Source organism: Rhodobacter sp. P1_C2, from assembly GCF_056406375.1.
Genome location: NZ_JBFUAG010000011.1, coordinates 120,436 through 142,910, shown reverse-complemented (window position 1 = coordinate 142,910; position 22,475 = coordinate 120,436). Strand labels below are relative to the sequence as shown.

Below are 22,475 nucleotides of genomic sequence, written 5' to 3'. Positions count from 1 at the left end.
GTTACAGCAGCATCCCCGGGTCAGAACCAAGGTCGAGGCCGGGAAACACGCTCGTCTCCAGCCCCGCCGCCTCGACCCCGAACATCTTGCGCAGGGCCCAGGCCGGATAGGCCCGCACATCGCCGGTGGGCATCAGGTCGCGCTCGGCCAGCAGGTTGCCATCGGCAAGGCCCGGCCACTTGCCGAGGATCTTGCCGCCCTTCACCGCCCCGCCCGCCAGCACCGCCATGCCGCCGGTGCCGTGATCGGTGCCGCCGGTGCCGTTCTCCCGCGCGGTGCGGCCGAACTCGGTCATCGCCAGCACCAGCGTCGTCCCCCAGGCCTTGCCCAGCGCCGCCTTCATCGCGATCAGCGCATCCGACAGGCCGGTCAGCTGCAGGGTCATGGTCTTCTGCTGCATGTTGTGGGTGTCCCAGCCGCTGAAGGAAAAGCTGGCGATCCGCGAGGGGCCAAGCAGCCGCTCGGCCACATAGGTGCCCAGCTGATCATAGCCAAGCCCGCCCTTCGGCAGCGTCTCGCCATCGAGGTTGCGCACCAGATGCTGCGCCTCGGCATAGGGTTCGGCGAACAAGGGATCGGCGGCATTGACCGCGTTCAACAGATCCTGGCCTTGGGCGGACAGCGGGCTTTCGGTCACCGGGTACCAATGGTCGGTGTCATGCGCCCCGTCGAGGATCAAAAGCCGCTGCTGGCCCACCGACACGGCCGTATCCTTGTGCGCCCCCGGCATCAGGAACAACGCCCGGTTCATCCAGCCGTCATGGTTGGGCGTCAGGCTGCCATCGGCGCCGCCGGTGCCGTTCTCCAGCGCGTCCTGCCCGATGAAATGGCTGCGCCCCGAACGGTAGGGTGTCGCCACCGCATGGGCAAAGGCCAGCTCTCCGGCCTGCCAGAGCGGCATCATCCCCGCCGCCGCCGGATGCAGCGTGAAGAAATCGTTCAGCGCCGGCCCGTCCATCGCATCGACGGCGAGCTTCGGGCGCAAGGCGGCATAGGCCGGGTCGCCGACCGGGCGCACCACATCCAGCCCGTCCATCGCCCCGCGCAGCACGATCACCACCAGCCGGTTCTCGCCCGGGGCGGCGGCAAAGGTCACCGGCGTCAGCAGGGGGGAGGCCGCCACCGAACAGCCGATCAGAAAGGCGCGACGCGACATCAAGAGATCATGGGCCATCTTTGGCTACCTCCGGCTGAATTCGGGCGAGGCGATCAGCACGGCCAATCCCTCCCACCGCTGTTCGGCGCCCGAGACGGCGCGGCGCAGCAGCGGGCTGGCCGTATCGCCCAGCGCAAAATTGGTCAGCGCCGTCGGGTCGGCGCGGTCGCCGGTGGCGCGCGCCAGATCGACGGCAAAGTCGATGCGGGCGGCCATCATCGGCGGGGTCATCCAGCCGCTCGCCACCTCCGGCCAGCCATCGGGACGCAGGGCCTTGAACGGGGTCTGCCCCATCCGGACGAGGGCGGCGGGGATCTGCATCGACTTCTTGTTGAAGCCGGGCATGTTCTGCTCCTGCCCGTCCAGCCCCATCAGCCGCAGGCCCGCCGCGGCATATTCCTGCGGGCTGCGCACCTTCTGGCGCGTGGGATCGCTGGCCGAGGGATGCTGCAACAGCACCCGGTAGACCGGCACAAGTTCGGTGTCATGCGCCAGATAGGCCTGGCTCAGCGCCTGCACCAGATCGGGCGGCGGCACGTCGGCGATGAAATGGCGCGCCATGAAGAAGGCCACCGCATCCGCCGTCTCCTGCCGATGCGCCACGGTTTCGACAAAGCGGGTGATCTCGTCCATCCCCTCGCCATAATTCGCCCCGAGGATCGACTTCTCCCCCGGCTCGGCCCGCGCCTTGACCACATGCGAGCCCCGGTCGTCCGTCTCCATCCCCGACAGAAGCTTGGCGAATTCCGTCACATCGGTCTGGGTATAGCCATGGCCCATCGTGTGCAGTTCCAGAAACTCGCGCGCGAGGTTCTCGTTCAGCCCCTTGCCCTTCTTCAGCCCGATTGGCGAGTTCGGCCCGATCGAGTCGCTCTGGGTCAGGTAGACCTGCATCGCCGGATGCCAGATCGTCGCCTTCAGCATGTCGGCATAGCGCCCGGCGATATGGGGCCGGATCGCCTCGTCGCGGAAGGACTGGATATAGCGCCCCACCCCGGCCGAGACATTGGACACCGTGATCCGGTTGGCCCACATGTTCACCAGCCGCTCGACAAAGCCGAGCTCGGCCACGGCGGGGCGCGAGACGAAGCTTTGCAGGTCCTGGAATTCCATGAATTTCAGCTGCATGCCGGTGTCGCTGAGGTTGGCGTCCTTCAGCGCGACGTTGTTCTTGGCCGCCATCTGCTTTTCGGCGCGAAAGGCATTGATCAGCACCAGACGCTGCGCCAGCGGCGGCCGGTTCCAACGCGCCGCGGCGGGGTCCTCGGCCGTCAGCTGGGCCAGCAGACGCTCCGGCTCCACCCCGCCGGGCGCCGGCGTCGTGCCAGCACGCGGGCCATAGCCGAAACGAATTTCCTCAATCAGACTCGATGCTTCCAAGGCCGCCTCCGATCAGGTCCTGAATCCAGATGAGCCCGCCTTGCCCGCACTTCAACTGACATTTCCGCGATTTGCGGCTTTGCAGCATCCGCCGGGGCCTATTCGGCAGCTTCCTGCCCGCTCGCAGCCGCGGGTTCCGGCTGATCGCCGCCCGGCCCGGCACCGGCGCCTGTTTTTTCCGCTTTCTTCAAGGCCCGGGCGCGGTTGCGTTCCTTGCGGTCGGCCTTGGTCTCGGGCTTTTCGACCTTCGGCCCGCGGGCAAGGCTCTTCTCGAAGCGGCGCTTGCGGCGCAGGGCCTTGGGATCGTCCTCTGCCTCGGCCTCGTCGGTCAGGGCCACCTTCTTGATGCCGACATGGGTGACCATCAGCGACTTGGCGTAATTGGCCAGGCCGATCTCCTTGATCAGCGGCCATTGCCGGTAATGCACGGTATAGATCTCGCGGTCGGTCGGCAAAGGCTCGCCCCGCGCCTTGCCGCCAAGGATGAAATGCTGGGTATCGGGCAGCAGGTTCCAGACCAGCCCGGATTTCTGGATCGCCAGCGGCAGGCTCATCTGGTCGAGGTAGGGCCGCTTGGCCGGCAGGTCGAGCCCGGCATCCAGGGTCTGCGCCACCTCCATCCAGACCTCGGGAAAGCTTTTCCCCTCTGCCGTGCGGTATTGTTCGGGAAAGGAAAACAGGCCGGAGGAGAAATAGGGCATCCGCCCGTTGCCTTTCTTCTGCTTCATCAGGCGGATGCGTTCGGTGGGCATCTCCATCCCCGCTGCCGCGTAGATCGAGGGCCAGACCGACTGTTTCGCCCAGCCCATCGAGGCGGCCGGCGTCAGGGACACGCTGCCCTCCTTGATGATGTTCTCGACCTTGTTGGGCCGCAGCGTCAGGATATCGCTGTCCATGAAGCAGGAAAATTCGGTGTCGCGCTTTTCCAGCGTGGCGAGGATCTTGTTGCCATGCGGATAGGCCGGCGAAAAGCGCCCCTCGGTCACCATCGTGCGCAGATCGCAGCCGAGCTTGGCCAGAACCGCCTTCACCTCCGGGTGGACGAGGTCGATCTTGTGCGCCGGGCAATAGCCGACCAGCGCCACGCTATCCCCGAAATTCTCGCGCAGCGAGGCCGAAAGGTAGCAGGCCATGACCTGATAATTCGGCGGCTCGACGATGAAATAGACGGTCAGCTTGGGGGCCATGCAATCCTCGATCTCTTCCGGCGCCCCACGCCGGTGCGGGCCGGAACGGGTGCCTCCTCTGTCCAGACCGGCGCGCCATCGCGGCGCGGGGCGGCCGGTCTCAGACCGGAACCATGCGCAAGCGGCGCGGCTCTGTCACCCGTTTTATCGCCCGACACACGCGATTTTGCCCGGGTCTGGCGGCGAAAACCGTCGCTTTGGCCCTCTGTCACCGGCAAACACCTTGCCGCCGCTTCGCCGCCGCGCCTAGGATCGCGCCAAAAGCGCGGGCAGGACCAGATGAGCGAAGACGAAGGGCAGGCAGAGCCGAAGAAGGCCAAGGGCGGCAAAGGCGGCGGCAAGCAGGGCGGTGGCGGCAAGGCCAAAGCCGCCCGCGTGCTGGCCCCGCTGGACGGGCGCCCCCGCGGGGCGGCTCCTTTGTGGGGCAGCGTCGATTTCCCGCTCAAGGCGCATCAAAGCCCGCATGGCCAGGTCACCGCCGTCTCGATGATGAAGGACGAGGGCCCCTATGTCATCGAATGGGTCGCGCATCATCTGGCGGTGGGGTTCACCGACCTCGTGGTCTATACCAACGACTGTTCGGACGGCACCGACGACATGCTGATCCGGCTGGAGCAGCTGGGCCTCGCCCATCACCGCCGCAACGTGATCCCCGAAGGCATCCGCCCGCAACCCTCCGCCCTGAACTACGCGCAGGAGGAACCCGTCGTCGGCCTTTCCGACTGGGTCATGGTCTTTGACGCGGACGAGTTCCTGTCGATCCGCTACGGTGACGGCACGCTCGACGACCTCATCTCTGCCGCCAAGGCGCAGGAGGCCAATGGCGTCGTAGTGACCTGGCGCATCTTCGGTTCGGGCGGGGTGGTGGACTGGTCGCGCGATCCCGTGACCGAACAATACCGCCTTGCAGCGCCGACCACCTGGAACAAGGGCTGGGGCGTCAAGACCCTGTTCCAGTTCGACCCCGACTATTGGAAGCTCGGAATCCACCGGCCCAAGATGAAGACCCGCCACATCAAGACCGATTTCCCCGACCGGGTGAAATGGCTGACCGGTTCGGGCGCCGTGATGGAGGATTACTTCAAGTTCCGCGGCTGGCGCTCGATCACCCGGACCGTGGGCTATGACTGGGTGCAACTGAACCACTATGCGGTGAAATCGGTGGATTCCTATGCGATCCGCAAGCTGCGCGGCAACGTCAACAACAAGAAAGACAAGTATAATTCCGACTACTGGTCGCTGCAGGACCGCAACGAGGTGCGCGATGACACGATGCTGCGCTATACCGCGCGCCGCAACGAGATCATCGCCGCCCTGCTGGCGGACCCCGAGCTGAACCGCCTGCACAACGCCGCCCTCGCCCGTGCCGAGGCGCGTCTGGCCGAACTGCGCGGGACCGAGGCCTACCAGCTTCTTGTGGCCGACCTCGCCCGCGCCTCCCAGGTGCCGATCAGCCAGATCGTCGCCAAACCGCCCCAGGCCCGCGACAAGGAAAAGATCGCCGCCCTGATGTCCGAGGTCGAAAAGACCCGCAACGCCAAGGCGAAAGAGGACCGCAAGGGCGAGCCCAAGACCGCCACGCCGCAGGTGCCGATGGGGCTTTATGTGCCGGGCACGCCGGATGTCGCGGGCGACATGGCGCTCGATTGGGTCGAAAACCACGGCCTGCAACTGCCGCTCGATCCCCGCATCTTCCCGCCGGCGGCCCTGGCCCTGATCAGCGCGGGCAAGTTCGACCGTGGCCTCGCGCGCAAGCTGCCCCACGTCCTGCCCAAGGCCTGCGCCGTGGTCGAGGTCGGCGCGGCGTCGGGCTTCATCGGCCTGCATCTGGCCCGCGAAAGGCCCGACCTGCGCCTGACCCTGCAGGAGGACAACCCAAGCCTGCGCACCACGATGGCCCGCATCATGGCCCGGAACCAGCGCAGCTTCAGCGACAGGCTCACCCTCTCCGACATCGACCTTGCCGCGCCCGCCGCAGCGCTGGCCGCTCTCGTCCATGCCGTGCAGCCCCGTGCGCTCCTCCTCGCCGATCCGCGCCTTTCGCCCGAGGTCCTGGCCGAGACCCTGCCCCGCCTCGCCCCCCTGCCCGAACAGATCCTGCTCTACGGCCGCCTGCTCGAGCATTGGCACAACCGCCTCGACGAGGTCGCAGCCCTGCTGGAGGAGCTGGACTATGCCCCCGCCTTCAGCTTTGACCCCAACATCGCCCGCGGCTTTCAGCTGGGCGGCGAGGCCGCGTGACCTGCCGCCATTCTGCCCCGCCAGCGCCGCGATATGCCCGCTTTTGGGCAAGACACTCGCCCCGCGTCCCCGGTCCGGCCAAGCGCTGGACAGAGGCTAACCCCTTCGGCATTCTGCCGGAAAACCAGATATTTCTTTGAGGGTCCTGATGAGCACTGAAGTCCGCCGCCCCGTCGCCTCGCTGTGGATCGGCGAAAAGCTGCACTACCTCAACCAACTTTGCCTGCTCAGCCATGTGCAGCAGGGCCATCCGACGACGCTGTACTGCACCGACACGGTCAGCAACGTGCCCGAAGGCGTCATCGTCAAACCGGCGTCCGATATCATGACGATCGACCGCGAGATCGTGGCCCAGACCTCTGAAAGCTTCCTCTCCAACGTCTTCCGCTACAAGATGATCCAGGCGACCGATGCGGTCTGGATCGACTGCGACGCCTTCTGCCACAAGCCCTTTCCGGACGAGATGCAGAACATCTACGCCGGCCACGGCATGCGCGGGGCGCTGAACTGCGGCGTGGTCTATATCCCCAAGGAGGGCGAGCTGATGGCGCGGCTGCTCGACTACTACTTCAACCTGCCCGATGCGCCGCCGTGGTTTTCCAAGCACCAGCGCAAGAAGATCGAAAAGCAGGACCCGAAACTGCCGCTCGCCGTGCGGATCTACAATGCCGAGCGCACCGCCTTCGGGCCGCAGGCCTTCACCTATTTCGCGCAGGCCACCGGCGATTACGACAAGGCGCTGACGCCGGACTACCTCTATCCGGTGCCCTTCCAGCTGAACGATGTCTTCTATGACCCCTATGGCCGGGTGGAGGGCCATTTCACCGACAATACCCTGTCGGTCCACCTCTACACCAACGGGACCAAGCCCTGGTGGCGCAAGAACCCGCCGCTGCCCGGCTCCTACGCCGCGCGGATGTGCGAACAGGTCGGCGTCGATCCGACCAAGGCGCTTGAGGATTAAGCCTTCTTGAACGGTGCCATGCCGGCGCGGGCCAGTTCATCGGCCCGCTCGTTCTCGACATGGCCGGCATGGCCCTTGATCCAGCGCCAGGTCACCTGGTGAGACAGACGCGCCGCATCAAGCCTTTGCCACAGATCGACATTCTTGACCGGCGGCCCCCCGGCGGTCTTCCAGCCGCGGCGCTTCCAGTTGTCCATCCATTCGGTGATGCCGTTCTTCACATAGGCGCTGTCGGTGACGATGGTGATGGCGACCGGCTTGGTCAAAGCCTCGAGCGCCGAGATGGCGGCCAGAAGCTCCATCCGGTTGTTGGTGGTCTGCGCCTCGCCGCCCTGAAGCGTGCGCTCCTTGACCACCTGCCCGCCCTCGCGTGCGAGCATCAGGACACCCCAGCCGCCGGGGCCCGGGTTGCCCGAACAGGCCCCGTCGGTATAGGCGAAAAGATCGGGCATCAGGCGCGCTCCATCGCCAGCCGCACACCCAAAAAGGCAAAAGACGCCGCAAAAGCCCGCCGCATCCAGGTCATCACCGAGGGAGAGGACAAAATGGCTCTCCGTCCCGAGGCCGCAATGCCCGCGTAAAGCACAAAGGTCGCGCAGGTCATGGCGGTAAAGCCAAACCCCAGCGTGATCAAAGGCATCAGCGAGGGGTCATTGGCGGGCAGGAACTGCGGCAGGAAGGCGATGAAGAACAGCGGCAGCTTGGGGTTGAGAATGTTCAGCAAAATCCCCCGCCACACAAGCCGCCCGGCAGAACCGCCCTGCGCAGGCTCGATGGCCAGGGCTCCGCTGGATTTCAGCACGGCCCAGGCCATCCACAAAAGATAGGCGACGCCCGCGAATTTGACCGCCTGAAACAGCACCGCAGAGGTGTGCAAAACGGCGGCCAATCCGGCCATGGCGACAACCATGTGAAAGACCGTGGCCAGCGTGCAACCCAGCGTGGCCCAAAGCCCAGCCCGAAACCCGCCACCCAAGGTTACAGACAGGGTATAGATAACGCCAATCCCCGGCGTGATGCAGACGATGAAGGCGGTCAGTAGAAACTCAGGCGACATGGTCCATCCTCAATTGGCTTCTCTCAACAGACGCGGCACTTTGAATTCGATGTTTTCGGTCGCGGTTTCCACCACGTCAACCGTCACGGCATAGCGGGCGCGGAAGGCGTCGATCACCTCGCCCACCAGCTCCTCCGGGGCCGAGGCGCCGGCGGTCACCCCGACGGCGCGGATGCCCTCCAGCGCGCGCCAGTCGATATCCGCCGCCCGCTGGACCAGCTGCGCGTAGCCGCAGCCCGCAGCCTTGCCGACCTCGACCAGCCGCTTGGAGTTCGAGGAATTGGGCGCCCCGATCACCAGAAGCGCGTCGATCCTGCCCGCAATCGCCTTGACCGCCGCTTGGCGATTGGTCGTGGCATAGCAGATGTCTTCCTTGTGCGGCGCCGCGATCAGGGGAAAGCGGGCCTGCAGGGCCGCGACGATCCCGGCGGTGTCATCCACCGACAGGGTGGTCTGGGTGATATAGGCGAGCTTCCCGGGATCGCGGACCTCAAGCCCCGCCACATCCTCGGCGGTTTCGACCAGAAGAACCTCGCCCTCGGGCAATTGCCCCATGGTGCCAATGGTTTCGGGATGGCCGGCATGGCCGATCATCACCATCTGCAGCCCGTTTTCCGAATGCCGCGCCGCCTCGTTATGGACCTTGGTCACCAGGGGGCAGGTCGCATCCACCGCGATCATCGCCCGCGCCTCGGCCGCCGCCGGCACCGATTTCGGCACGCCATGGGCCGAGAAGATCACCGGCCGGTCGGTCGGGCAATCCTCCAGCTCCTCGACGAAAACCGCGCCCTTGGCGCGCAGCGCGTCGACGACGAATTTGTTGTGCACGATCTCGTGGCGGACATAGACCGGCGCGCCCCATTTCTGCAGGGCAAGCTCGACGATCTTGATGGCGCGGTCGACACCGGCGCAAAAGCCGCGCGGGGCGGCGAGGTAAAGGGTCAGGGGTTCGCTCATGGCACGCTCGGGCTGGTTCCGGTCCAGTTAAGGGCAACCGTGGCCGAGGTCCACCTTTCCCTTGGAAAAATCGCGCGCCTCGGCGTGACAAGGCGGCCCGGCGCCCCTATTCATCGACCGGAAGTTGTGCCGGGGAGAGAGACTGCCAATGCCGCCCAAGCGAATCCTCTTCGGGGTAAAGCCGGAATGGGAGGCCGGTCTGCACGCCTCGACCGACCCCGAGGAGTTCCGGATCGTGATGGCAGAGCTGCCCAAGGCTGCGGATGCGGGTTTTGACGCCGTCGTGCCCCTGAGCCTGACCGAGCTGGACTGGTGCGAGACCCAAGGCGCCCACCTGCCCGCCCTGCCGACGCCAAGGCCGCTGCGGCGGCTTTGCCATGACAAGCTCGCCCTGAACCGACGGCTGATCGCACTGGGGTTTGGCGACCATATCCCCCTGATGCGCGACCGCCTGCCCGCCGATCCCGCGCGCCACCCGGTCATCGTCAAGGCGCGCCGCGCCGCCTGGGGCAAGGAGACCTGGCTGGTGCACCAGCCCGAGGTGCCGGAACAGGTGCAGGCAAGCCTCTTGCAGGACAGCCATTTCATCCAGGATTACCTGCCGGGCCGCTTTGAATATGCCTGCCATGTTCTGATGCACCGTGGCGTGCCGCAGCATTGCCAGACCATCGAATACGACATGGGCAAGCTGCCCGGGGTCAAGGGCGTAGGCCTCAGGCCGCGCGCCCACCGCTGGCTGGCAGAGACCCCCGGACAAGGGGCGCTCTTCGCCATGCTGGCGGCGATCGGCTATACCGACGGCACCTGCTGCATCGACTACCGCATGGTCGAGGGCCGGCCCATGCTGTTCGAGATCAACCCCCGCGTCGGCGGCTCGCTGACCTGGAACGTCGCGGCCTACCTGCGGCGCTATCTGGCCTGCGTGGCCTCCGGCGCTTCGGGCGGATCGAAATAATAGGGCCCGCGCGCCAGTGCGCGAAGATGGGCGGCAAAAGCCTCGGCCTCGGCGGCATCGGCGAAGGCCTGGCGCGGCACGACGATGGCGCTGGCAAAGTTGCGGATGAAAAGATGGCTGGGGGTGAGCAGCACCTCGCCGATCAGCTCGGGCGAAAGATAATCTTCCTCGCCGGTGGTGATCTCGCTTCCCGCGATGCAATCGACCCATTCTTCCAGCACAGCGGGCCGCGGCACCGGCACCATCCGCCGCGCCCGCCGCCGGCGCATCAGGTCGCGGCCGAGGAAGATCAGCGCGATCAGTGCCGCCTCGACCGCCAGAAAGACCGGGAAAAGCCACCCTTCCGGCGCCAGAACCCCGGCCAGCGCGCCACCGGCAAGGCAGGCCAGCCCGAAGGCGAGCTTCGCCCGGTCCGGCCATTCGCGGCGCAGGCGCAACAGCGCCAGGGCATCCTCCGCCGTCTGGGTGAAGTGCCAGCGCGCCAGCAACCCGCCGTCAAGACCCTCGGGGGGCGAAAAACCAAAGGCCGGGTCAGTCACCTGATCCGGCCCTGCATGGTCTGGTCCTTCGGTCAAAGCCTTACTTGGCTTCGATCGCGATATCCTCACGCTCCATCGGGCGCGGTTCGCGGGGCGGGCGGCCGATCACGTCGCGCAGCTCGTCCAGCTCGATGAAATTGTCGGCCTGGCGGCGCAATTCGTCGGCGATCATCGGCGGCTGGCTGCGGATGGTCGAGACGACCGAGACGCGCACCCCCTGCCGTTGCAGGCTTTCCACCAGCGGGCGGAAGTCGCCGTCGCCGGAGAAGAGCACGATATGATCGACGCGCGGCGCGAGTTCCATCGCATCCACCGTCAGTTCGATATCCATGTTGCCCTTGACCTTCCGGCGGCCCTGGCTGTCGGTATATTCCTTGGCGGGCTTCGTCACCATGGTGAAGCCATTGTAGTTCAGCCAATCCACCAAGGGACGGATGGGCGAGTAATCGTCGTTCTCCAGCAGGGCCGTGTAGTAGAAGGCCCGCAACAGGCGGCCACGGCGCATGAATTCCTGACGGAGAAGCTTGTAGTCGATGTCAAATCCAAGTGCTTTGGCAGCGGCGTAAAGGTTCGAACCATCAATGAACAACGCAAGGCGTTCGTCTTTGTAAAACATGAATTTTCCCCTTCAATCCTTTCGCTCGTCAAAAAAGTGCAGCGAAAGAGACAATCGTTCAGCCCTTTGCATTTGCCCCCGGGCTGTAGCAATCGAGTATCAGCCGGGGTAAGCCCTCACAAGTATCCCTATACGAAAGTGTACCCTGAAATGACGCAACGATACACGCTTGTCTTGCTCGCCCTCGGCGGGAACCTGCCATGGAAAAGCAAAGATACCGTTAACGTCCTTCAGGATGCCCTGGCCGCCCTGGACCCCGAAGGTTTGACCCTGATAAAGGCCAGCCGGTTCTATTCCACCCCCTGTTTTCCCGCAGGTGCCGGACCCGATTATATCAATGCTGCGGCCATCTTGGCAACCGATCTGGAGCCTGCGGCCATCCTTGCGGCCCTGCACCGGATCGAGGCCGCCTTCGGGCGCGACCGCGGCGCGCCGGAGGCCCGGCGTTGGGGCGGGCGGACCCTCGATCTGGACCTGATCGCCGTCGACGGCCAAATCCTGCCGAGCCGCGAGGTCTGGTCACATTGGTGTCAACTTCCTGTGGATGACCAGATGCGCGAGACGCCGCCGACACTGATTCTCCCGCATCCGCGCCTGCAGGACCGCGCCTTCGTTCTCGTCCCCCTCGCCGATGTCGCCCCGGACTGGCGCCATCCGATGCTGCAAAAGACCGTGACGGAACTGGTCGAAGCCCTGCCTTTGGGCGATATTGCGGCGGTTCGTCCGCTCTGATCGCGACATGCGACGCATTTGCCGCTTGTCAAGAGATTTTCACAAGACTAGATAGTCCCTTCCCGAGCCCCCAACTATTGGAGCATCCATGGCCCGCGTGACGGTTGAAGATTGCGTTGACAAGGTTCCGAACCGGTTCGAACTGGTGATGCTGGCCGCCCATCGGGCGCGCGAGATCCAGTCCGGCTCTCCGGCCACGGTGGACCGTGACAACGACAAGAACCCGGTCGTCGCCCTGCGCGAGATCGCGGACGAAACGCAGATCGCTTCGGTCCTGCGCGAACGGATGATCGAAAGCTACCAGACCCAGATCGAGGTCGACGAGCCGGAAGATGATCAGATGGCGCTTCTGATGTCGGGCGAGATCGACCGCCCGATGCAGGACGACATGTCCGAAGAGAAATTGCTGCGTGCGCTGATGGAAGCGCAAGGCGACAACTAAGCAGAACCCTGACCCCTCAGGGTCAGAAAGGCAGGACGGGGATGATCGACGTCGACGACCTGATCGCCCTCGTCCGCAACTACAACCCGCGCACGAACTCGCAGCTGATCCGTCAGGCCTATGCCTATGGGCTGAAGATGCACGAGGGTCAGTTCCGCAAATCGGGTGAGCCCTATTTCACCCATCCGGTCGCCGTCGCCGCCATCCTGACCGAGCAGAACCTCGACGATGCCACCATCGTCACCGCCCTGCTGCACGACACGATCGAAGACACCAAAAGCACCTATACCGAGGTGGAGCGCCTCTTTGGCCATGAAGTGGCCGAACTGGTCGATGGTGTGACCAAGCTGACCAACCTGCAGCTCTCGCAAGGGCAAAGCGAGCAGGCGGAAAACTTCCGCAAGCTGTTCATGGCCATGTCGAAGGACCTGCGCGTCATCCTGGTCAAACTCGCCGACCGTCTGCACAACATGCGGACGATCAAGAGCATGAGCCCGGAAAAGCAGATCCAGAAGTCGCGCGAGACGATGGACATCTATGCCCCCCTCGCCGGCCGCATGGGGATGCAATGGATGCGCGAAGAGCTGGAGGATCTCGGCTTCCGCGTCCTCAACCCCGAGGCGCGCAATTCGATCATCCGGCGTTTCCTGACCCTGCAGAAGGAAAGCGGCGACGTGGTCCACCAGATCACCGCCGATATCCGCACCGTGCTGGAACGCGAAAAGCTCGAGGCCGATGTCTATGGCCGCGCCAAGAAGCCCTATTCGATCTGGCGCAAGATGCAGGAGAAGGACCTCGCCTTCTCGCGCCTGTCCGACATTTACGGCTTCCGCATCATCTGCATGAATGTCGGCGACTGCTACCGCATCCTCGGCGCGATCCACCAGCGCTGGCGTGCCGTGCCGGGGCGGTTCAAGGATTACATCAGCCAGCCGAAGTCGAACGGCTACCGCTCGATCCACACCTCGGTGTCGGGCCGCGACGGCAAGCGCGTCGAGGTCCAGATCCGCACCCGCGAGATGCACGAAGTGGCCGAGGCCGGGGTTGCCGCCCACTGGTCCTACCGCGAGGGCGTGCGCGCCAAGAACCCCTTCGCCGTCGATCCCGCCAAATGGATCGCGGGCCTGACCGAGCGTTTCAACGAGGGCGACCACGACGAGTTTCTCGAGAATGTGAAGCTCGAGATGTATTCCGACCAGGTCTTCTGCTTCTCGCCCAAGGGCGATGTGGTGCAGCTGCCGCGCGGGGCGACGCCTCTGGACTACGCCTATGCGATCCACACGCGGATCGGCAATTCCTGCGTCTCGGCCAAGATCGACGGCATCCGCGTGCCCCTGTGGACAAGGCTGAAGAACGGCCAGTCGGTCGAGATCATCACCGCCGAGGGCCAGCGCCCGCAGGCCTCCTGGATCGACATCGTCACCACCGGCCGCGCCAAGGCCGCGATCCGGCGGTCTTTGCGTGAGGAAGACCGTGGCCGTTTCGTCAAGCTGGGCCAGGAACTTGCCCGCGCCGCCTTTGACCATGTCGGGCGCAAGGCCACCGACAAGGCCCTGCGCACCGCGGCCAAGATGCTGGGCCTTCCCGACGAGGTCGAGCTTCTCGCCCGGCTCGGTTCCGCCGAACTGACCGCCCGCAAGGTGCTGGAAACCCTCTACCCCGAGCTTTCCACCTCGCAGGCCGACGAGGTCGACGCCCAGCGCCCGGTGATCGGCCTTGGCGCCGATCAGAGCTTCAAGCGCGCGCAATGCTGCCAGCCCGTCCCGGGTGAGCGGATCGTCGGCATCACCTATCCCGGCCGTGGCGTCATCGTCCACGCCATCGACTGCCGCGCGCTGGAAGAGCTCGAGGAGCAGCCCTCGCGCTGGGTCGACCTGCATTGGGAATCGGGCCGCCATGCCCCGGCCTATTCGGTCAGCCTCGATGTCGCGATTTCCAACGACGCCGGGGTGCTCGGCCGCATCTGCACGGTGATCGGCGATCAGAAGGCCAATATTTCCGACCTGAAATTCACAGAACGGAAACCGGACTTTTACAGATTGCAGATAGATGTTGACCTGCGCGACGTCGAACATCTTCATATGGTCATGACCGCCCTTGAAGCGGAGACCGATGTGGCACAGGTTGCACGGATCAGGAATGTCGCGCGCAAGCCGTAAGGCTGGCGTATCAATCACTTGGCTCAGAAGGGGGCAGAGATGTTCAAGCGCCGCACCCCTCAGACCTGGACCGAATGGTCCAAGGAACAGGTCTATCCCAAAGGCGGCTTCAAGCGCAGCGCCCGCTACCTCTGGCACCGCTTGCGCCGCCTGCCCGACCCGCCGCACCGGATCGCGCGCGGGGTCTTTGCCGGGACTTTCGTGAATTTCCCGCCGATCTTCGGCTTTCAGATCGTGGCCGCCGCGGCCTTCGCCTGGGCCTTGCGCGGCAATATCCTGGCCGCCGTTCTGGCCACGCTCCTGTCGAACCCGGTCACCACGCCGCTGATCGCGTTGGTCTCGCTGAACCTCGGCCACTGGATGCTGGGCACGCCGGAAGGGATCAGCATCAACGGCGTCTTCTCCGCCTTTGCCGCGGCGGGGGCCGACCTCTGGCACAATTTCCGCGCCATCTTCACCGCCGACAGCGCGCATTGGGATGGGCTGATCCTGTTCTGGCACCGCATCTACTGGCCCTATCTTCTGGGCTCGATCCTGCCGGGCATCGCCACTTCGGCGCTTCTGGCCTGGGTGACGGTGCCGGTGCTGACCGCCTATCAGGCGCTGACCCGCCGCCGCCGCCAGCAACGCGCCGCCCAGCGCCGGGCGCAGAAAAGCCAGCACGAGCCAGACACCGGAAGCTGACACCGGAAGCTGAGGCGGGCGGCCGGGGTGCCGCGCAAAACCTGCAAAGCGCCCTTTCCTTGCCCGCCCGATCCGGTCTAAGTAATCGCCAGGGGCAATCGGGGGTTCTGCCATGACTTCGCTTGGAAAACTGCGCCTTGGCGTGAACATCGACCATGTGGCCACCGTGCGGAACGCCCGCGGCACCGCCTGGCCCGACCCCTTGCGCGCGGCCCTCCTGGCCGAGGCCGCCGGTGCCGATGGCATCACCGCCCACCTGCGCGAAGACCGCCGCCACATCCGCGACGCCGACATGGCGGCGCTGAAGGCCGGTCTCGGCATCCCCCTGAACTTCGAATGCGCCGCGACCGAGGAGATGCAGGCCATCGTCCTGGCCACCCGGCCCCATGCCGTCTGCCTCGTCCCCGAAAAGCGGACCGAGCGGACGACCGAAGGCGGCCTCGATGTCGCGGGCGACGAGGCGCGCCTCAAGGCCTTCATCGCGCCCCTGCGCGCGGCGGGGGCCAGGGTCTCGATGTTCATCGGCCATGACGCCCGCCAGATCGAGGCCTCGGCCCGGATCGGCGCCGCCGTGGTCGAACTGCACACCGGTCTTTATTCCGACCTGCACGCCGAAGGCAGGCTGGCCGAGGCCGAAGCCGAGCTTCATTCCCTCAAGGCCGGCGCCAGCCTCGCCCATTCCCTCGGGCTCGAGGTCCATGCCGGGCATGGCCTGACCTATGAGAACGTCACGCCGATCGCCGCGATCCCGGAGGTGATGGAACTCAACATCGGCCATTTCCTGATCGGCGAGGCAATCTTCCTCGGGCTCGAGGATGCCATCGCCGAGATGCGCCACCGGATGAACCAGGCCCGCAGCGAGGCCTGACGCCAGGCCCGTGGCCGGCAAAGGGCGCCGATTTTTCGCAGAAAAATCGCCCCCTCCGCCGGCCGCAAGCCACGATTTTTCTGCGAAAAATCGCCCTGGCCCGGCTTGCGCGCTATTGCGTCACGGTCAGCGTCGTCCACATGCCGTCGACGAAATGGCCCGGGATGTTGCAATAGACGATATAGGTGCCGGGCTTGAGATCCACCGTCAGGCTGCCGGTCTTGCCGGGGTCAAGCTCGGAGACCTCGCCCAGATGCCCGGCCTTTTCCTCGTCCACCCGGTTCTCGTCCGTCAGGTAGGGCAGTTCCGTCACCCCCTCGGGCACCGGCGAGACGATCATCTCGTGGATGATGTCCTTGCTGTCATTGCTGACATCGAAGGTCACCTTGCCCGCCGCGACCGAGGTCGTGTCCAGCTTGATCCCCATCATCCCCATGCTGGCCATCTTCATGTCCATCATGCCCATCATCTTCATATGGGCGTCGTCCATCACCAGGGACTCCGGCCCCTTGTCCCAGAGCGAGACCTTGATCGTCGCATCCGCAAAGGCCGCCGTCACCGGCAGGGCGAGGAACAGGCCTGCGGTCGCCAAACTCATCCGTGCTGCACGTGTCATCTCTGTGGTCCTTGTCCGTCCGGGGCGTGTTTGCCCTTTGCCATCAGGCGCCCGATCGCGCCGCGCCGCCTTGACTCAGGTCATGACGGCGGGGCGATCGGGCGCAAAAAGCGGCGGAGCCGGGTCCTTTTCGATCAATCCACGGTGATCTCGGTCCACATCCCGTTCATGAAATGCGCCGGGATGTTGCAGAAGAGGATATATTTCCCCGGCTTCAGATCCACCGTCAGCGCGCCCGACTTGCCGGGGTCAAGCTCGGACACCTCGCCCAGATGGCCCGCGGCGTCCTCGTCGACCTTCAGCTGGTCGGCGATATAGGGCAAGGGCTTGCCACCTTCGGGAACGGGCGAGAGGATCATCTCGTGCACGATGTCCTTGGAGGCATTGGTCACCTCGAAGGTGACCTTGCCGGCCTTGACGCTGGCCACATCGGCCTTCACGCCGACCATCGCCATCTTCATGTCGGCCCCGGCCGATCCCATGCCCATCGGGTGGGCGTCATCCGGCGTGGCCGAATCCGGCCCCTTGTCCCAGAGGGTGACCTTCACCGTCGCGGCCTCGGCGGCAAAGGATGCAGCACCCAAGGCCAGAAGGGTCGCAGCGCCAAGTCGGGTGATCCTGGTGGATAGCTTCGTCATCTTGATGTCCATCATTGGTCCGGGCCTCGATGCCCGGGGTTTCCTAGCGCCCTCGCGCCGCAAGGAACCATCCGCCCAAGGCTGAGAGGCCTCTGCCCCAGGGGGGCTGCAACCCAAGTTGCACGCGGATTTCCGCCCAATCTCCCGACGCTCCCCCCATGGGCAAAGCCCCTGTTCCGCCAGCACTTTCCGCCCGCTTCGCCCCAAGGCGCCGCAGTCGGGCTGGACAGCGCCGCCCGCCCAACCTAGGTTCGCAGCCGCATCGGGGCGGGTTCGCCCGCAAATCAGGGCAGACCTCATGATCCTCGGCATCGGGGCGGACCTCGCGAATATCGAGCGGATCGAGGGCACCATCGCCCGCTTCGGCCCGCGCTTCCTCAACCGGGTCTTCACGCCCATCGAACAGGCCAAGGCCGACAGCCGGCAGCGCAACGTCGCCGCCACCTATGCCAAACGCTGGGCCGCCAAGGAGGCCTGTTCCAAGGCGCTCGGCACCGGCTTGCGCATGGGGATCGCCTGGCGCGACATGGCGGTGGGCAACCTCTGGACCGGCCAGCCGACGCTGCATCTGACCGGCTGGGCCGCCGACCGGCTGGCGGCGATGACCCCGCCCGGCCACCACAGCGTGCTGCACCTCACCCTGACCGACGACCACCCCTGGGCCCAGGCCTTCGTCGTGATCGAGGCGCTGCCCCTTGCCCAAGCCGCCCCCCCGCCGCCCGAAGTCGCACCAAGTTGACCTGCCATGGCCCGGCCCGAGGCCCCTTTGCCTTGACTCCTCTGGCCTTCCCGCGCATCTAGCCCCCGAACCAATGAGGAAAGCCCCTTTCATGGCATCCAAGGACAAGTCCGACGGCGGCATCGTCGAAACCATCAAGACCGTGGTCTATGCCCTTCTGATCGCGGGGCTGTTCCGCACGCTCCTGCTGCAACCCTTCTGGATCCCTTCGGAATCCATGAAGGACACGCTCCTGATCGGCGACTTCCTCTTCGTCAACAAGATGGCCTATGGCTATTCGAAATACTCCTGCCCGATGGCCGCCTGCCCGATCTCGGGCCGGATCAAGCTGCCGCTGATCTCGGGCGATCCGCAGCGCGGCGACGTGGTGGTCTTCCGCCACCCGGTCAATGGCGAGGACTATATCAAGCGTCTGATCGGCCTGCCCGGCGACAAGATCCAGATGAAGGACGGCCTTCTCTACATCAATGGCGAGGTCGCCCCGCAGGAGCCTGCCGGCATCTTCCAGGAAACCTACGAGAAGCAGGGCTCGCTCGGCACCTATCCGCGCTGCTCCAATGCGCCGGTGGGAGAGGGTGGCATCTGCGAAAAGATCCGCTCGGTCGAAACCCTGCCCAATGGCGTCAAGCATGACGTGATGAACATCGACACCAACGGCGACGCCGACAACACCGATGTCTTCACCGTGCCCGAGGGCAACTACTTCTTCATGGGCGACAACCGCGACAATTCGATGGACAGCCGCTACAGCCAGAGCGTCGGCGGCGTCGGCATGGTCCCGGCGGAATACCTCATCGGCCGCGCCGACCGGATCATGTTCTCCTCGGCCGGCACCTCGCTGTTCCAGTTCTGGACCTGGCGTTCGGACCGCTACTTCAAGGCCATCCAGTGACCCGCGCATGACAGAGGCCCTTTTGCCCCCCATATTGCGGTTCTTCGACACAGCCTCGCGCAAGCGGGGCTGGATCGTTTTCAGCCTCACCTCTGACAGGGGCCCCGCCGCATGGCTGTGAAGCTTTCCACCGACCTGCAGATCTTCTCCAAGCGCATCGGCTATGCCTTCCGCGACCCCTCGCTACTGATCCAGGCGCTGACCCATGCCTCGATGTCCTCCCCGACCCGGGCCGACAATCAGCGGCTCGAATTCCTCGGCGACCGCGTGCTGGGCCTCGTGATGGCCGAGGCGCTCCTCTCCGCCGATACCGCCGCCGCCGAGGGCCAGCTGGCCCCCCGCTTCAACGCCCTCGTGCGCAAGGAAACCTGCGCCGATGTCGCCCGCGAACACGGGCTGGGCGAGGTCCTGAAGCTGGGCCGGTCCGAGATGATCTCGGGCGGCCGCCGCAAGGAGGCGCTTCTGGGCGACGCGATGGAGGCGGTGATTGCCGCCGTCTATCTGGATGCCGGCTTTGACGCCGCCCGCAGCCTGATCCTGCAGCTTTGGGGTCCGCGTATCAACGCCGTCGAGGCGGATGCCCGCGATCCCAAGACCAGCCTGCAGGAATGGGCGCAGGGCCGCGGCATGGCGCCGCCGACCTATACCGAAGCGGCCCGCGAAGGGCCGGACCATCAGCCGATCTTCACCGTCCGGGTGACGCTGGCCGATGGCAAATCCGAAGAGGCCCGCGCCGGATCGAAGCGGCAGGCCGAACAAATGGCAGCGCGGGCCCTGCTCGCGCGGATAGAGGGTAAGAGATGACCGACGAAGTCAAAGCCAACGACGCACCGCACCGGGCGGGCTTTGTCGCCCTGATCGGCGAGCCGAATGCCGGGAAATCGACGCTGCTGAACAAGATGGTCGGGGCCAAGGTCTCGATCGTCACGCACAAGGTGCAGACCACCCGCACCCGCATCCGCGGCGTGGCGATGCAGGACGCCTCCCAGATCGTCTTCGTCGACACGCCCGGCATCTTCCGCCCGCGCCGGAGGCTTGACCGCTCGATGGTCGCCGCCGCCTGGGGCGGTGCCGCCGATGCCGATGTGATCGTCCTGCTGATCGAGGCGCATCGCGGCCTGACCGAGGGCGCCAAGGCCATCATCGACGGCTTGAAGGACCGCTTCCCCTCGGGCGGGCAGGTGGCGCTGGCCATCAACAAGATCGACAAGGTCAAGGCCGAGACGCTGCTGCAGCTCGCCGAAGAGGCCAACACCGCCTTCCCCTTCACCACGACCTTCATGATCTCGGCCGAGCGTGGCCACGGCGTGGACAAGCTGAAAAACTGGCTGGCCGAAACCGTCCCCGAGGGCCACTGGTTCTACCCCGAGGACCAGATCGCCGACCTGCCCGAACGCCAGATCGCCGCCGAGATGACGCGCGAGAAGCTGACCCTGCGCCTGCACGAGGAACTGCCCTACCAGCTGACGGTGGAGACCGAGAACTGGGAGGATCAGCCCGACGGCTCCGCCAAGATCTCCCAGATCATCTATGTCGCCCGCGACGGCCACAAGGGCATCATCCTCGGCAACAAGGGCGAGACGATCAAGGCCATCGGCATCGCCGCCCGCGCCGAGATTTCGGCCTTTCTGGAGCGCACCGTGCACCTCTTCCTTGAGGTCAAGGTCCGCCCGAACTGGCTGGAAGAGCCCGAGCGCTATACCGAGATGGGCCTCGATTTCAAGGACGGCAACGTGCCGAAATAGGCCTGTTGCGGCGTGTGAAATCGTAAACGAAACCCTAACGAAATTTTGATTTTCGTTAGAGATCAATCACTTGACTGACATTGCACGCGTGCAATCGCGTGCAAATGGGGGCTGCAATGAGCTTTCGTCTGGCCAGCGGCATCTGGGTCTCGGCCTATCTCAACCGCCTGCGGCTGGCCGAGATCCCGGCCTATGTGACCCAGAAGGGCGATGCGACCGCCGGGGCCGTCCTCGTCAAGGTCGCCACCCTCGACGGCCAGGCCCGCGCCTTCCAGCGCAGCTTCGACCTCGCCGCCGACGCAAGGATCTGGGTCCCTCTGACCGAGGGGCCGGAGGTCGAGGTCGACGCCCTCCTGACCCGCCAGAAGGCCCGCGACCGCGACCTCTGGGTCATCGAACTCGAGGACCGTCAGGGCCGTACCCTTCTGGAGGAAGAAGGCCTGTCGGACTGACAGCACCCCCCCGCCCGACGCCCCAGACCGCAAGGCCGCCGAGGGCGAAACCCAGAAGGATCCCCGCCAGATTGAGCGCGACCTGCCCTCCGGTCAGCTTCGACAGGTCGAGGAACGGGTAAGGATAAATCCCCGTCGCCGCCCCCCGGATCAGGGCATAGGGCCCGTAGATCACCGGCGGCAGCAGCCAGAGCGGCAGGTCCCGCAGCCGCAAGCCCCGCGCGCCCCAGATCAGCCACCAGACCAGCGTCAGCACCGGAACCGCCCGATGCAGCAGGAAATCCGGGTACCAATGCGGCGCCGGCATCGGCGTCGGCAGGGCAAGGATGAAGTGATAGACCAGCCCCACCATCACGATTCCCAGCGTCGCCGTGGCCTGCCAGTTCCGCCCCAGCTGCAGGCCCAGCGTGACGGCCACCAGAAGGTTCGCGAAATTGGTGAAATAGCGCAGCATCAACCAGACCCGGATGCCGGTGCCGGACAGGCCGGGCTTGGCGGCATTGATCTCGAATTGCCAGATCAACCCGCCGAGGGCGAGGGCGGCGATCAGAAGGGCGAAAGCGCGGCGCATGGCGGCATCATCCTTGGGCAAGACCCGCGGTCAACGGATTTCTTGCGCCCACCCCACCGCCCGGCGATACTCCCCCGATGGAATGGCGGGACGAGGGCGCGCTTCTCTCCGTGCGGCTGCATGGCGAAAGCTCGGCGATCATCGAGGTTTTCACGGCCAACCACGGCCGGCATCTGGGCGTCGTCCGGGGCGGAGCCTCGCGCCGGATGGCGGGGGTTCTTCAACCCGGCGCCCAGCTGGCGCTGGTCTGGCAGGCGCGGCTGGATGAGCACCTAGGCAGCTTCAAGGCCGAACCCCTGCATGCACGCGCCGCCCTCTGGTCCGACCGCGCCGCGCTGAACGCCCTCAACGCGATCTGCGCCCTTCTCCACGCAGCCCTGCCCGAACGCGCCAGCCACGAGGCGCTTTACGCCCTGACCGTGACCCTTCTGGACAAGCTGGAGGCCGGGCGGGACTGGCAGGTGGCCTATCTTCTCTGGGAGGTCTCGCTTCTGGAGGAGATGGGCTATGGCCTCGATCTGTCCAGCTGCGCCGTGACCGGCTCGACCCAGGACCTTGCCTTCATCTCGCCGCGCACCGGACGGGCGGTGTCGCGGCCCGCCGCCGCCGACTGGGCGCCGCGCCTGCTGCCCCTGCCCCGCGTCCTCACCCTGCACGACGGCACGCCCGTCGAGGTGGCCGAGGGGCTGGCCATCACCGGCCATTTCCTCGCCCGCGCCCTGCCTGACACCCCCCTTCCCGAGGCCCGCGCCCGGCTGATGGCACAGCTGGCCCAGACCGGCTGACCGAAGCTGCGCCCAGCGAAACGGCAAAGCCCCGCAGCCTCTGCCCATAATTCCGTCGCGGACTGACTCCCTCCGTCGCATCGAGGCCAGACGGGGGCCG

25 protein-coding genes are annotated in these 22,475 nt (G+C 65.7%); 14 read left to right on the top strand and 11 right to left on the bottom strand.

Annotated elements, in window-relative coordinates:
* Window position 1: 1 nt before the first annotated feature.
* The 3 genes from AC1DZT_RS18780 to AC1DZT_RS18770 all read right to left on the bottom strand — a co-directional run bounded on the left by AC1DZT_RS18780 (window position 2) and on the right by AC1DZT_RS18770 (window position 3,723).
* Window positions 2-1,174 carry a DUF1501 domain-containing protein gene (locus AC1DZT_RS18780; protein ID WP_478008176.1) on the bottom strand — a complete coding sequence of 391 codons (1,173 nt, stop codon included), beginning with the start codon at window positions 1,172-1,174 and terminating at the stop codon, window positions 2-4.
* A 6-nt stretch (window positions 1,175-1,180) separates the two neighbouring features.
* Window positions 1,181-2,536 carry a DUF1800 domain-containing protein gene (locus AC1DZT_RS18775; RefSeq protein WP_478008175.1) on the bottom strand — a complete coding sequence of 452 codons (1,356 nt, stop codon included), beginning with the start codon at window positions 2,534-2,536 and terminating at the stop codon, window positions 1,181-1,183.
* A 98-nt stretch (window positions 2,537-2,634) separates the two neighbouring features.
* Window positions 2,635-3,723, bottom strand: a complete 1,089-nt coding sequence (locus AC1DZT_RS18770) for a hypothetical protein (RefSeq protein WP_478008174.1) — start codon at window positions 3,721-3,723, stop codon at window positions 2,635-2,637.
* 279 nt (window positions 3,724-4,002) lie between these two features.
* Here AC1DZT_RS18770 and AC1DZT_RS18765 point away from each other — a divergent pair, with 279 nt between their 5' ends.
* Both AC1DZT_RS18765 and AC1DZT_RS18760 read left to right on the top strand, forming a co-directional pair.
* Entirely contained in the window at window positions 4,003-5,964 is a 1,962-nt protein-coding gene (locus AC1DZT_RS18765) for a glycosyltransferase family 2 protein (protein WP_478008173.1), read from the top strand.
* A gap of 148 nt (window positions 5,965-6,112) precedes the next feature.
* Complete coding sequence (locus tag AC1DZT_RS18760) at window positions 6,113-6,928, top strand: hypothetical protein (RefSeq protein WP_478008172.1); 816 nt, start codon at window positions 6,113-6,115, stop codon at window positions 6,926-6,928.
* Here the strand turns inward: AC1DZT_RS18760 and rnhA are convergent.
* From rnhA to ispH, 3 genes are read right to left on the bottom strand one after another with little or no spacing between them, the layout of a single operon-like run.
* On the bottom strand, window positions 6,925-7,380 hold the full coding sequence (rnhA, locus tag AC1DZT_RS18755; protein WP_478008171.1) for a ribonuclease HI: 456 nt from the start codon (window positions 7,378-7,380) through the stop codon (window positions 6,925-6,927). The genes AC1DZT_RS18760 and rnhA overlap by 4 nt on opposite strands.
* Window positions 7,380-7,985, bottom strand: coding sequence for a LysE family translocator (locus AC1DZT_RS18750; RefSeq protein WP_478008170.1), 606 nt, complete (start codon window positions 7,983-7,985; stop codon window positions 7,380-7,382). Before AC1DZT_RS18750 ends, rnhA begins: the two co-directional genes overlap by 1 nt.
* 9 nt (window positions 7,986-7,994) lie before the next feature.
* Window positions 7,995-8,942 carry a 4-hydroxy-3-methylbut-2-enyl diphosphate reductase gene (ispH, locus tag AC1DZT_RS18745; protein ID WP_478008169.1) on the bottom strand — a complete coding sequence of 316 codons (948 nt, stop codon included), beginning with the start codon at window positions 8,940-8,942 and terminating at the stop codon, window positions 7,995-7,997.
* A gap of 148 nt (window positions 8,943-9,090) precedes the next feature.
* On the opposite strand from ispH, the gene AC1DZT_RS18740 reads away from it, so the two are divergent.
* Window positions 9,091-9,897 (top strand): ATP-grasp domain-containing protein, encoded by an 807-nt coding sequence (locus AC1DZT_RS18740; RefSeq protein WP_478008168.1) that lies wholly within the window; start codon window positions 9,091-9,093, stop codon window positions 9,895-9,897.
* Here the strand turns inward: AC1DZT_RS18740 and AC1DZT_RS18735 are convergent.
* Both AC1DZT_RS18735 and AC1DZT_RS18730 read right to left on the bottom strand, forming a co-directional pair.
* Window positions 9,852-10,436 carry a hypothetical protein gene (locus AC1DZT_RS18735; RefSeq protein ID WP_478008167.1) on the bottom strand — a complete coding sequence of 195 codons (585 nt, stop codon included), beginning with the start codon at window positions 10,434-10,436 and terminating at the stop codon, window positions 9,852-9,854. The two genes, AC1DZT_RS18740 and AC1DZT_RS18735, sit on opposite strands and share 46 nt — an antisense overlap.
* Window positions 10,437-10,476: 40 nt before the next feature.
* Window positions 10,477-11,052 (bottom strand): LabA-like NYN domain-containing protein, encoded by a 576-nt coding sequence (locus AC1DZT_RS18730; protein WP_478008166.1) that lies wholly within the window; start codon window positions 11,050-11,052, stop codon window positions 10,477-10,479.
* Between the two features lie 150 nt (window positions 11,053-11,202).
* Here AC1DZT_RS18730 and folK point away from each other — a divergent pair, with 150 nt between their 5' ends.
* From folK to AC1DZT_RS18705, 5 genes are all read left to right on the top strand, one after another.
* Window positions 11,203-11,784 carry a 2-amino-4-hydroxy-6-hydroxymethyldihydropteridine diphosphokinase gene (gene folK / locus AC1DZT_RS18725; protein WP_478008165.1) on the top strand — a complete coding sequence of 194 codons (582 nt, stop codon included), beginning with the start codon at window positions 11,203-11,205 and terminating at the stop codon, window positions 11,782-11,784.
* Window positions 11,785-11,872: 88 nt separating this feature from the next.
* Complete coding sequence (rpoZ, locus tag AC1DZT_RS18720; RefSeq protein ID WP_478002161.1) at window positions 11,873-12,226, top strand: DNA-directed RNA polymerase subunit omega; 354 nt, start codon at window positions 11,873-11,875, stop codon at window positions 12,224-12,226.
* A gap of 41 nt (window positions 12,227-12,267) precedes the next feature.
* The gene (locus AC1DZT_RS18715; protein WP_478008164.1) at window positions 12,268-14,385 is read left to right on the top strand and encodes a RelA/SpoT family protein; all 2,118 of its coding nucleotides are present in this window, start codon (window positions 12,268-12,270) and stop codon (window positions 14,383-14,385) included.
* Between the two features lie 39 nt (window positions 14,386-14,424).
* On the top strand, window positions 14,425-15,069 hold the full coding sequence (locus tag AC1DZT_RS18710; RefSeq protein WP_478008163.1) for a DUF2062 domain-containing protein: 645 nt from the start codon (window positions 14,425-14,427) through the stop codon (window positions 15,067-15,069).
* A 112-nt stretch (window positions 15,070-15,181) separates the two neighbouring features.
* Window positions 15,182-15,937 carry a pyridoxine 5'-phosphate synthase gene (locus tag AC1DZT_RS18705; protein ID WP_478008162.1) on the top strand — a complete coding sequence of 252 codons (756 nt, stop codon included), beginning with the start codon at window positions 15,182-15,184 and terminating at the stop codon, window positions 15,935-15,937.
* A 112-nt stretch (window positions 15,938-16,049) separates the two neighbouring features.
* Here AC1DZT_RS18705 and AC1DZT_RS18700 read toward each other — a convergent pair whose 3' ends face one another.
* Entirely contained in the window at window positions 16,050-16,553 is a 504-nt protein-coding gene (locus tag AC1DZT_RS18700) for a sulfocyanin-like copper-binding protein (RefSeq protein ID WP_478008161.1), read from the bottom strand.
* A 134-nt stretch (window positions 16,554-16,687) separates the two neighbouring features.
* Window positions 16,688-17,191, bottom strand: coding sequence for a plastocyanin/azurin family copper-binding protein (locus AC1DZT_RS18695; protein WP_478008160.1), 504 nt, complete (start codon window positions 17,189-17,191; stop codon window positions 16,688-16,690).
* A gap of 298 nt (window positions 17,192-17,489) precedes the next feature.
* Here AC1DZT_RS18695 and acpS point away from each other — a divergent pair, with 298 nt between their 5' ends.
* The 5 genes from acpS to AC1DZT_RS18670 all read left to right on the top strand — a co-directional run bounded on the left by acpS (window position 17,490) and on the right by AC1DZT_RS18670 (window position 21,019).
* Complete coding sequence (acpS, locus tag AC1DZT_RS18690) at window positions 17,490-17,930, top strand: holo-ACP synthase (protein ID WP_478008159.1); 441 nt, start codon at window positions 17,490-17,492, stop codon at window positions 17,928-17,930.
* Window positions 17,931-18,021: 91 nt separating this feature from the next.
* Entirely contained in the window at window positions 18,022-18,822 is an 801-nt protein-coding gene (lepB, locus tag AC1DZT_RS18685; RefSeq protein WP_478008158.1) for a signal peptidase I, read from the top strand.
* Between the two features lie 117 nt (window positions 18,823-18,939).
* Window positions 18,940-19,626: a ribonuclease III gene (rnc, locus tag AC1DZT_RS18680; RefSeq protein WP_478008216.1), complete on the top strand. Its 687-nt coding sequence runs from the start codon at window positions 18,940-18,942 to the stop codon at window positions 19,624-19,626.
* The gene (era, locus tag AC1DZT_RS18675; RefSeq protein ID WP_478008157.1) at window positions 19,623-20,567 is read left to right on the top strand and encodes a GTPase Era; all 945 of its coding nucleotides are present in this window, start codon (window positions 19,623-19,625) and stop codon (window positions 20,565-20,567) included. The genes rnc and era overlap by 4 nt, the downstream gene beginning before the upstream one ends.
* Window positions 20,568-20,683: 116 nt before the next feature.
* Window positions 20,684-21,019: a DUF1491 family protein gene (locus AC1DZT_RS18670; RefSeq protein ID WP_478008156.1), complete on the top strand. Its 336-nt coding sequence runs from the start codon at window positions 20,684-20,686 to the stop codon at window positions 21,017-21,019.
* Here the strand turns inward: AC1DZT_RS18670 and AC1DZT_RS18665 are convergent.
* Entirely contained in the window at window positions 20,958-21,590 is a 633-nt protein-coding gene (locus AC1DZT_RS18665; RefSeq protein WP_478008155.1) for a Pr6Pr family membrane protein, read from the bottom strand. The genes AC1DZT_RS18670 and AC1DZT_RS18665 overlap by 62 nt on opposite strands.
* Before the next feature lie 77 nt (window positions 21,591-21,667).
* On the opposite strand from AC1DZT_RS18665, the gene recO reads away from it, so the two are divergent.
* Window positions 21,668-22,375, top strand: a complete 708-nt coding sequence (recO, locus tag AC1DZT_RS18660) for a DNA repair protein RecO (protein WP_478008154.1) — start codon at window positions 21,668-21,670, stop codon at window positions 22,373-22,375.
* Window positions 22,376-22,475: the final 100 nt, after the last annotated feature.

Bases quoted from the DNA above. Each gene is read 5' to 3' on its own strand.
- AC1DZT_RS18780 (WP_478008176.1), bottom strand. From the start codon at position 1,174: ATGGCCCATGATCTCTTGATGTCGCGTCGCGCCTTTCTGATCGGCTGT.
- AC1DZT_RS18770 (WP_478008174.1), bottom strand. From the start codon at position 3,723: ATGGCCCCCAAGCTGACCGTCTATTTCATCGTCGAGCCGCCGAATTAT.
- AC1DZT_RS18765 (WP_478008173.1), top strand. From the start codon at position 4,003: ATGAGCGAAGACGAAGGGCAGGCAGAGCCGAAGAAGGCCAAGGGCGGC.
- AC1DZT_RS18760 (WP_478008172.1), top strand. From the start codon at position 6,113: ATGAGCACTGAAGTCCGCCGCCCCGTCGCCTCGCTGTGGATCGGCGAA.
- rnhA (WP_478008171.1), bottom strand. From the start codon at position 7,380: ATGCCCGATCTTTTCGCCTATACCGACGGGGCCTGTTCGGGCAACCCG.
- AC1DZT_RS18750 (WP_478008170.1), bottom strand. From the start codon at position 7,985: ATGTCGCCTGAGTTTCTACTGACCGCCTTCATCGTCTGCATCACGCCG.
- ispH (WP_478008169.1), bottom strand. From the start codon at position 8,942: ATGAGCGAACCCCTGACCCTTTACCTCGCCGCCCCGCGCGGCTTTTGC.
- AC1DZT_RS18740 (WP_478008168.1), top strand. From the start codon at position 9,091: ATGCCGCCCAAGCGAATCCTCTTCGGGGTAAAGCCGGAATGGGAGGCC.
- AC1DZT_RS18730 (WP_478008166.1), bottom strand. From the start codon at position 11,052: ATGTTTTACAAAGACGAACGCCTTGCGTTGTTCATTGATGGTTCGAAC.
- folK (WP_478008165.1), top strand. From the start codon at position 11,203: ATGACGCAACGATACACGCTTGTCTTGCTCGCCCTCGGCGGGAACCTG.
- rpoZ (WP_478002161.1), top strand. From the start codon at position 11,873: ATGGCCCGCGTGACGGTTGAAGATTGCGTTGACAAGGTTCCGAACCGG.
- AC1DZT_RS18715 (WP_478008164.1), top strand. From the start codon at position 12,268: ATGATCGACGTCGACGACCTGATCGCCCTCGTCCGCAACTACAACCCG.
- AC1DZT_RS18710 (WP_478008163.1), top strand. From the start codon at position 14,425: ATGTTCAAGCGCCGCACCCCTCAGACCTGGACCGAATGGTCCAAGGAA.
- AC1DZT_RS18705 (WP_478008162.1), top strand. From the start codon at position 15,182: ATGACTTCGCTTGGAAAACTGCGCCTTGGCGTGAACATCGACCATGTG.
- AC1DZT_RS18700 (WP_478008161.1), bottom strand. From the start codon at position 16,553: ATGACACGTGCAGCACGGATGAGTTTGGCGACCGCAGGCCTGTTCCTC.
- AC1DZT_RS18695 (WP_478008160.1), bottom strand. From the start codon at position 17,191: ATGACGAAGCTATCCACCAGGATCACCCGACTTGGCGCTGCGACCCTT.
- acpS (WP_478008159.1), top strand. From the start codon at position 17,490: ATGATCCTCGGCATCGGGGCGGACCTCGCGAATATCGAGCGGATCGAG.
- lepB (WP_478008158.1), top strand. From the start codon at position 18,022: ATGGCATCCAAGGACAAGTCCGACGGCGGCATCGTCGAAACCATCAAG.
- era (WP_478008157.1), top strand. From the start codon at position 19,623: ATGACCGACGAAGTCAAAGCCAACGACGCACCGCACCGGGCGGGCTTT.
- AC1DZT_RS18670 (WP_478008156.1), top strand. From the start codon at position 20,684: ATGAGCTTTCGTCTGGCCAGCGGCATCTGGGTCTCGGCCTATCTCAAC.
- AC1DZT_RS18665 (WP_478008155.1), bottom strand. From the start codon at position 21,590: ATGCGCCGCGCTTTCGCCCTTCTGATCGCCGCCCTCGCCCTCGGCGGG.
- recO (WP_478008154.1), top strand. From the start codon at position 21,668: ATGGAATGGCGGGACGAGGGCGCGCTTCTCTCCGTGCGGCTGCATGGC.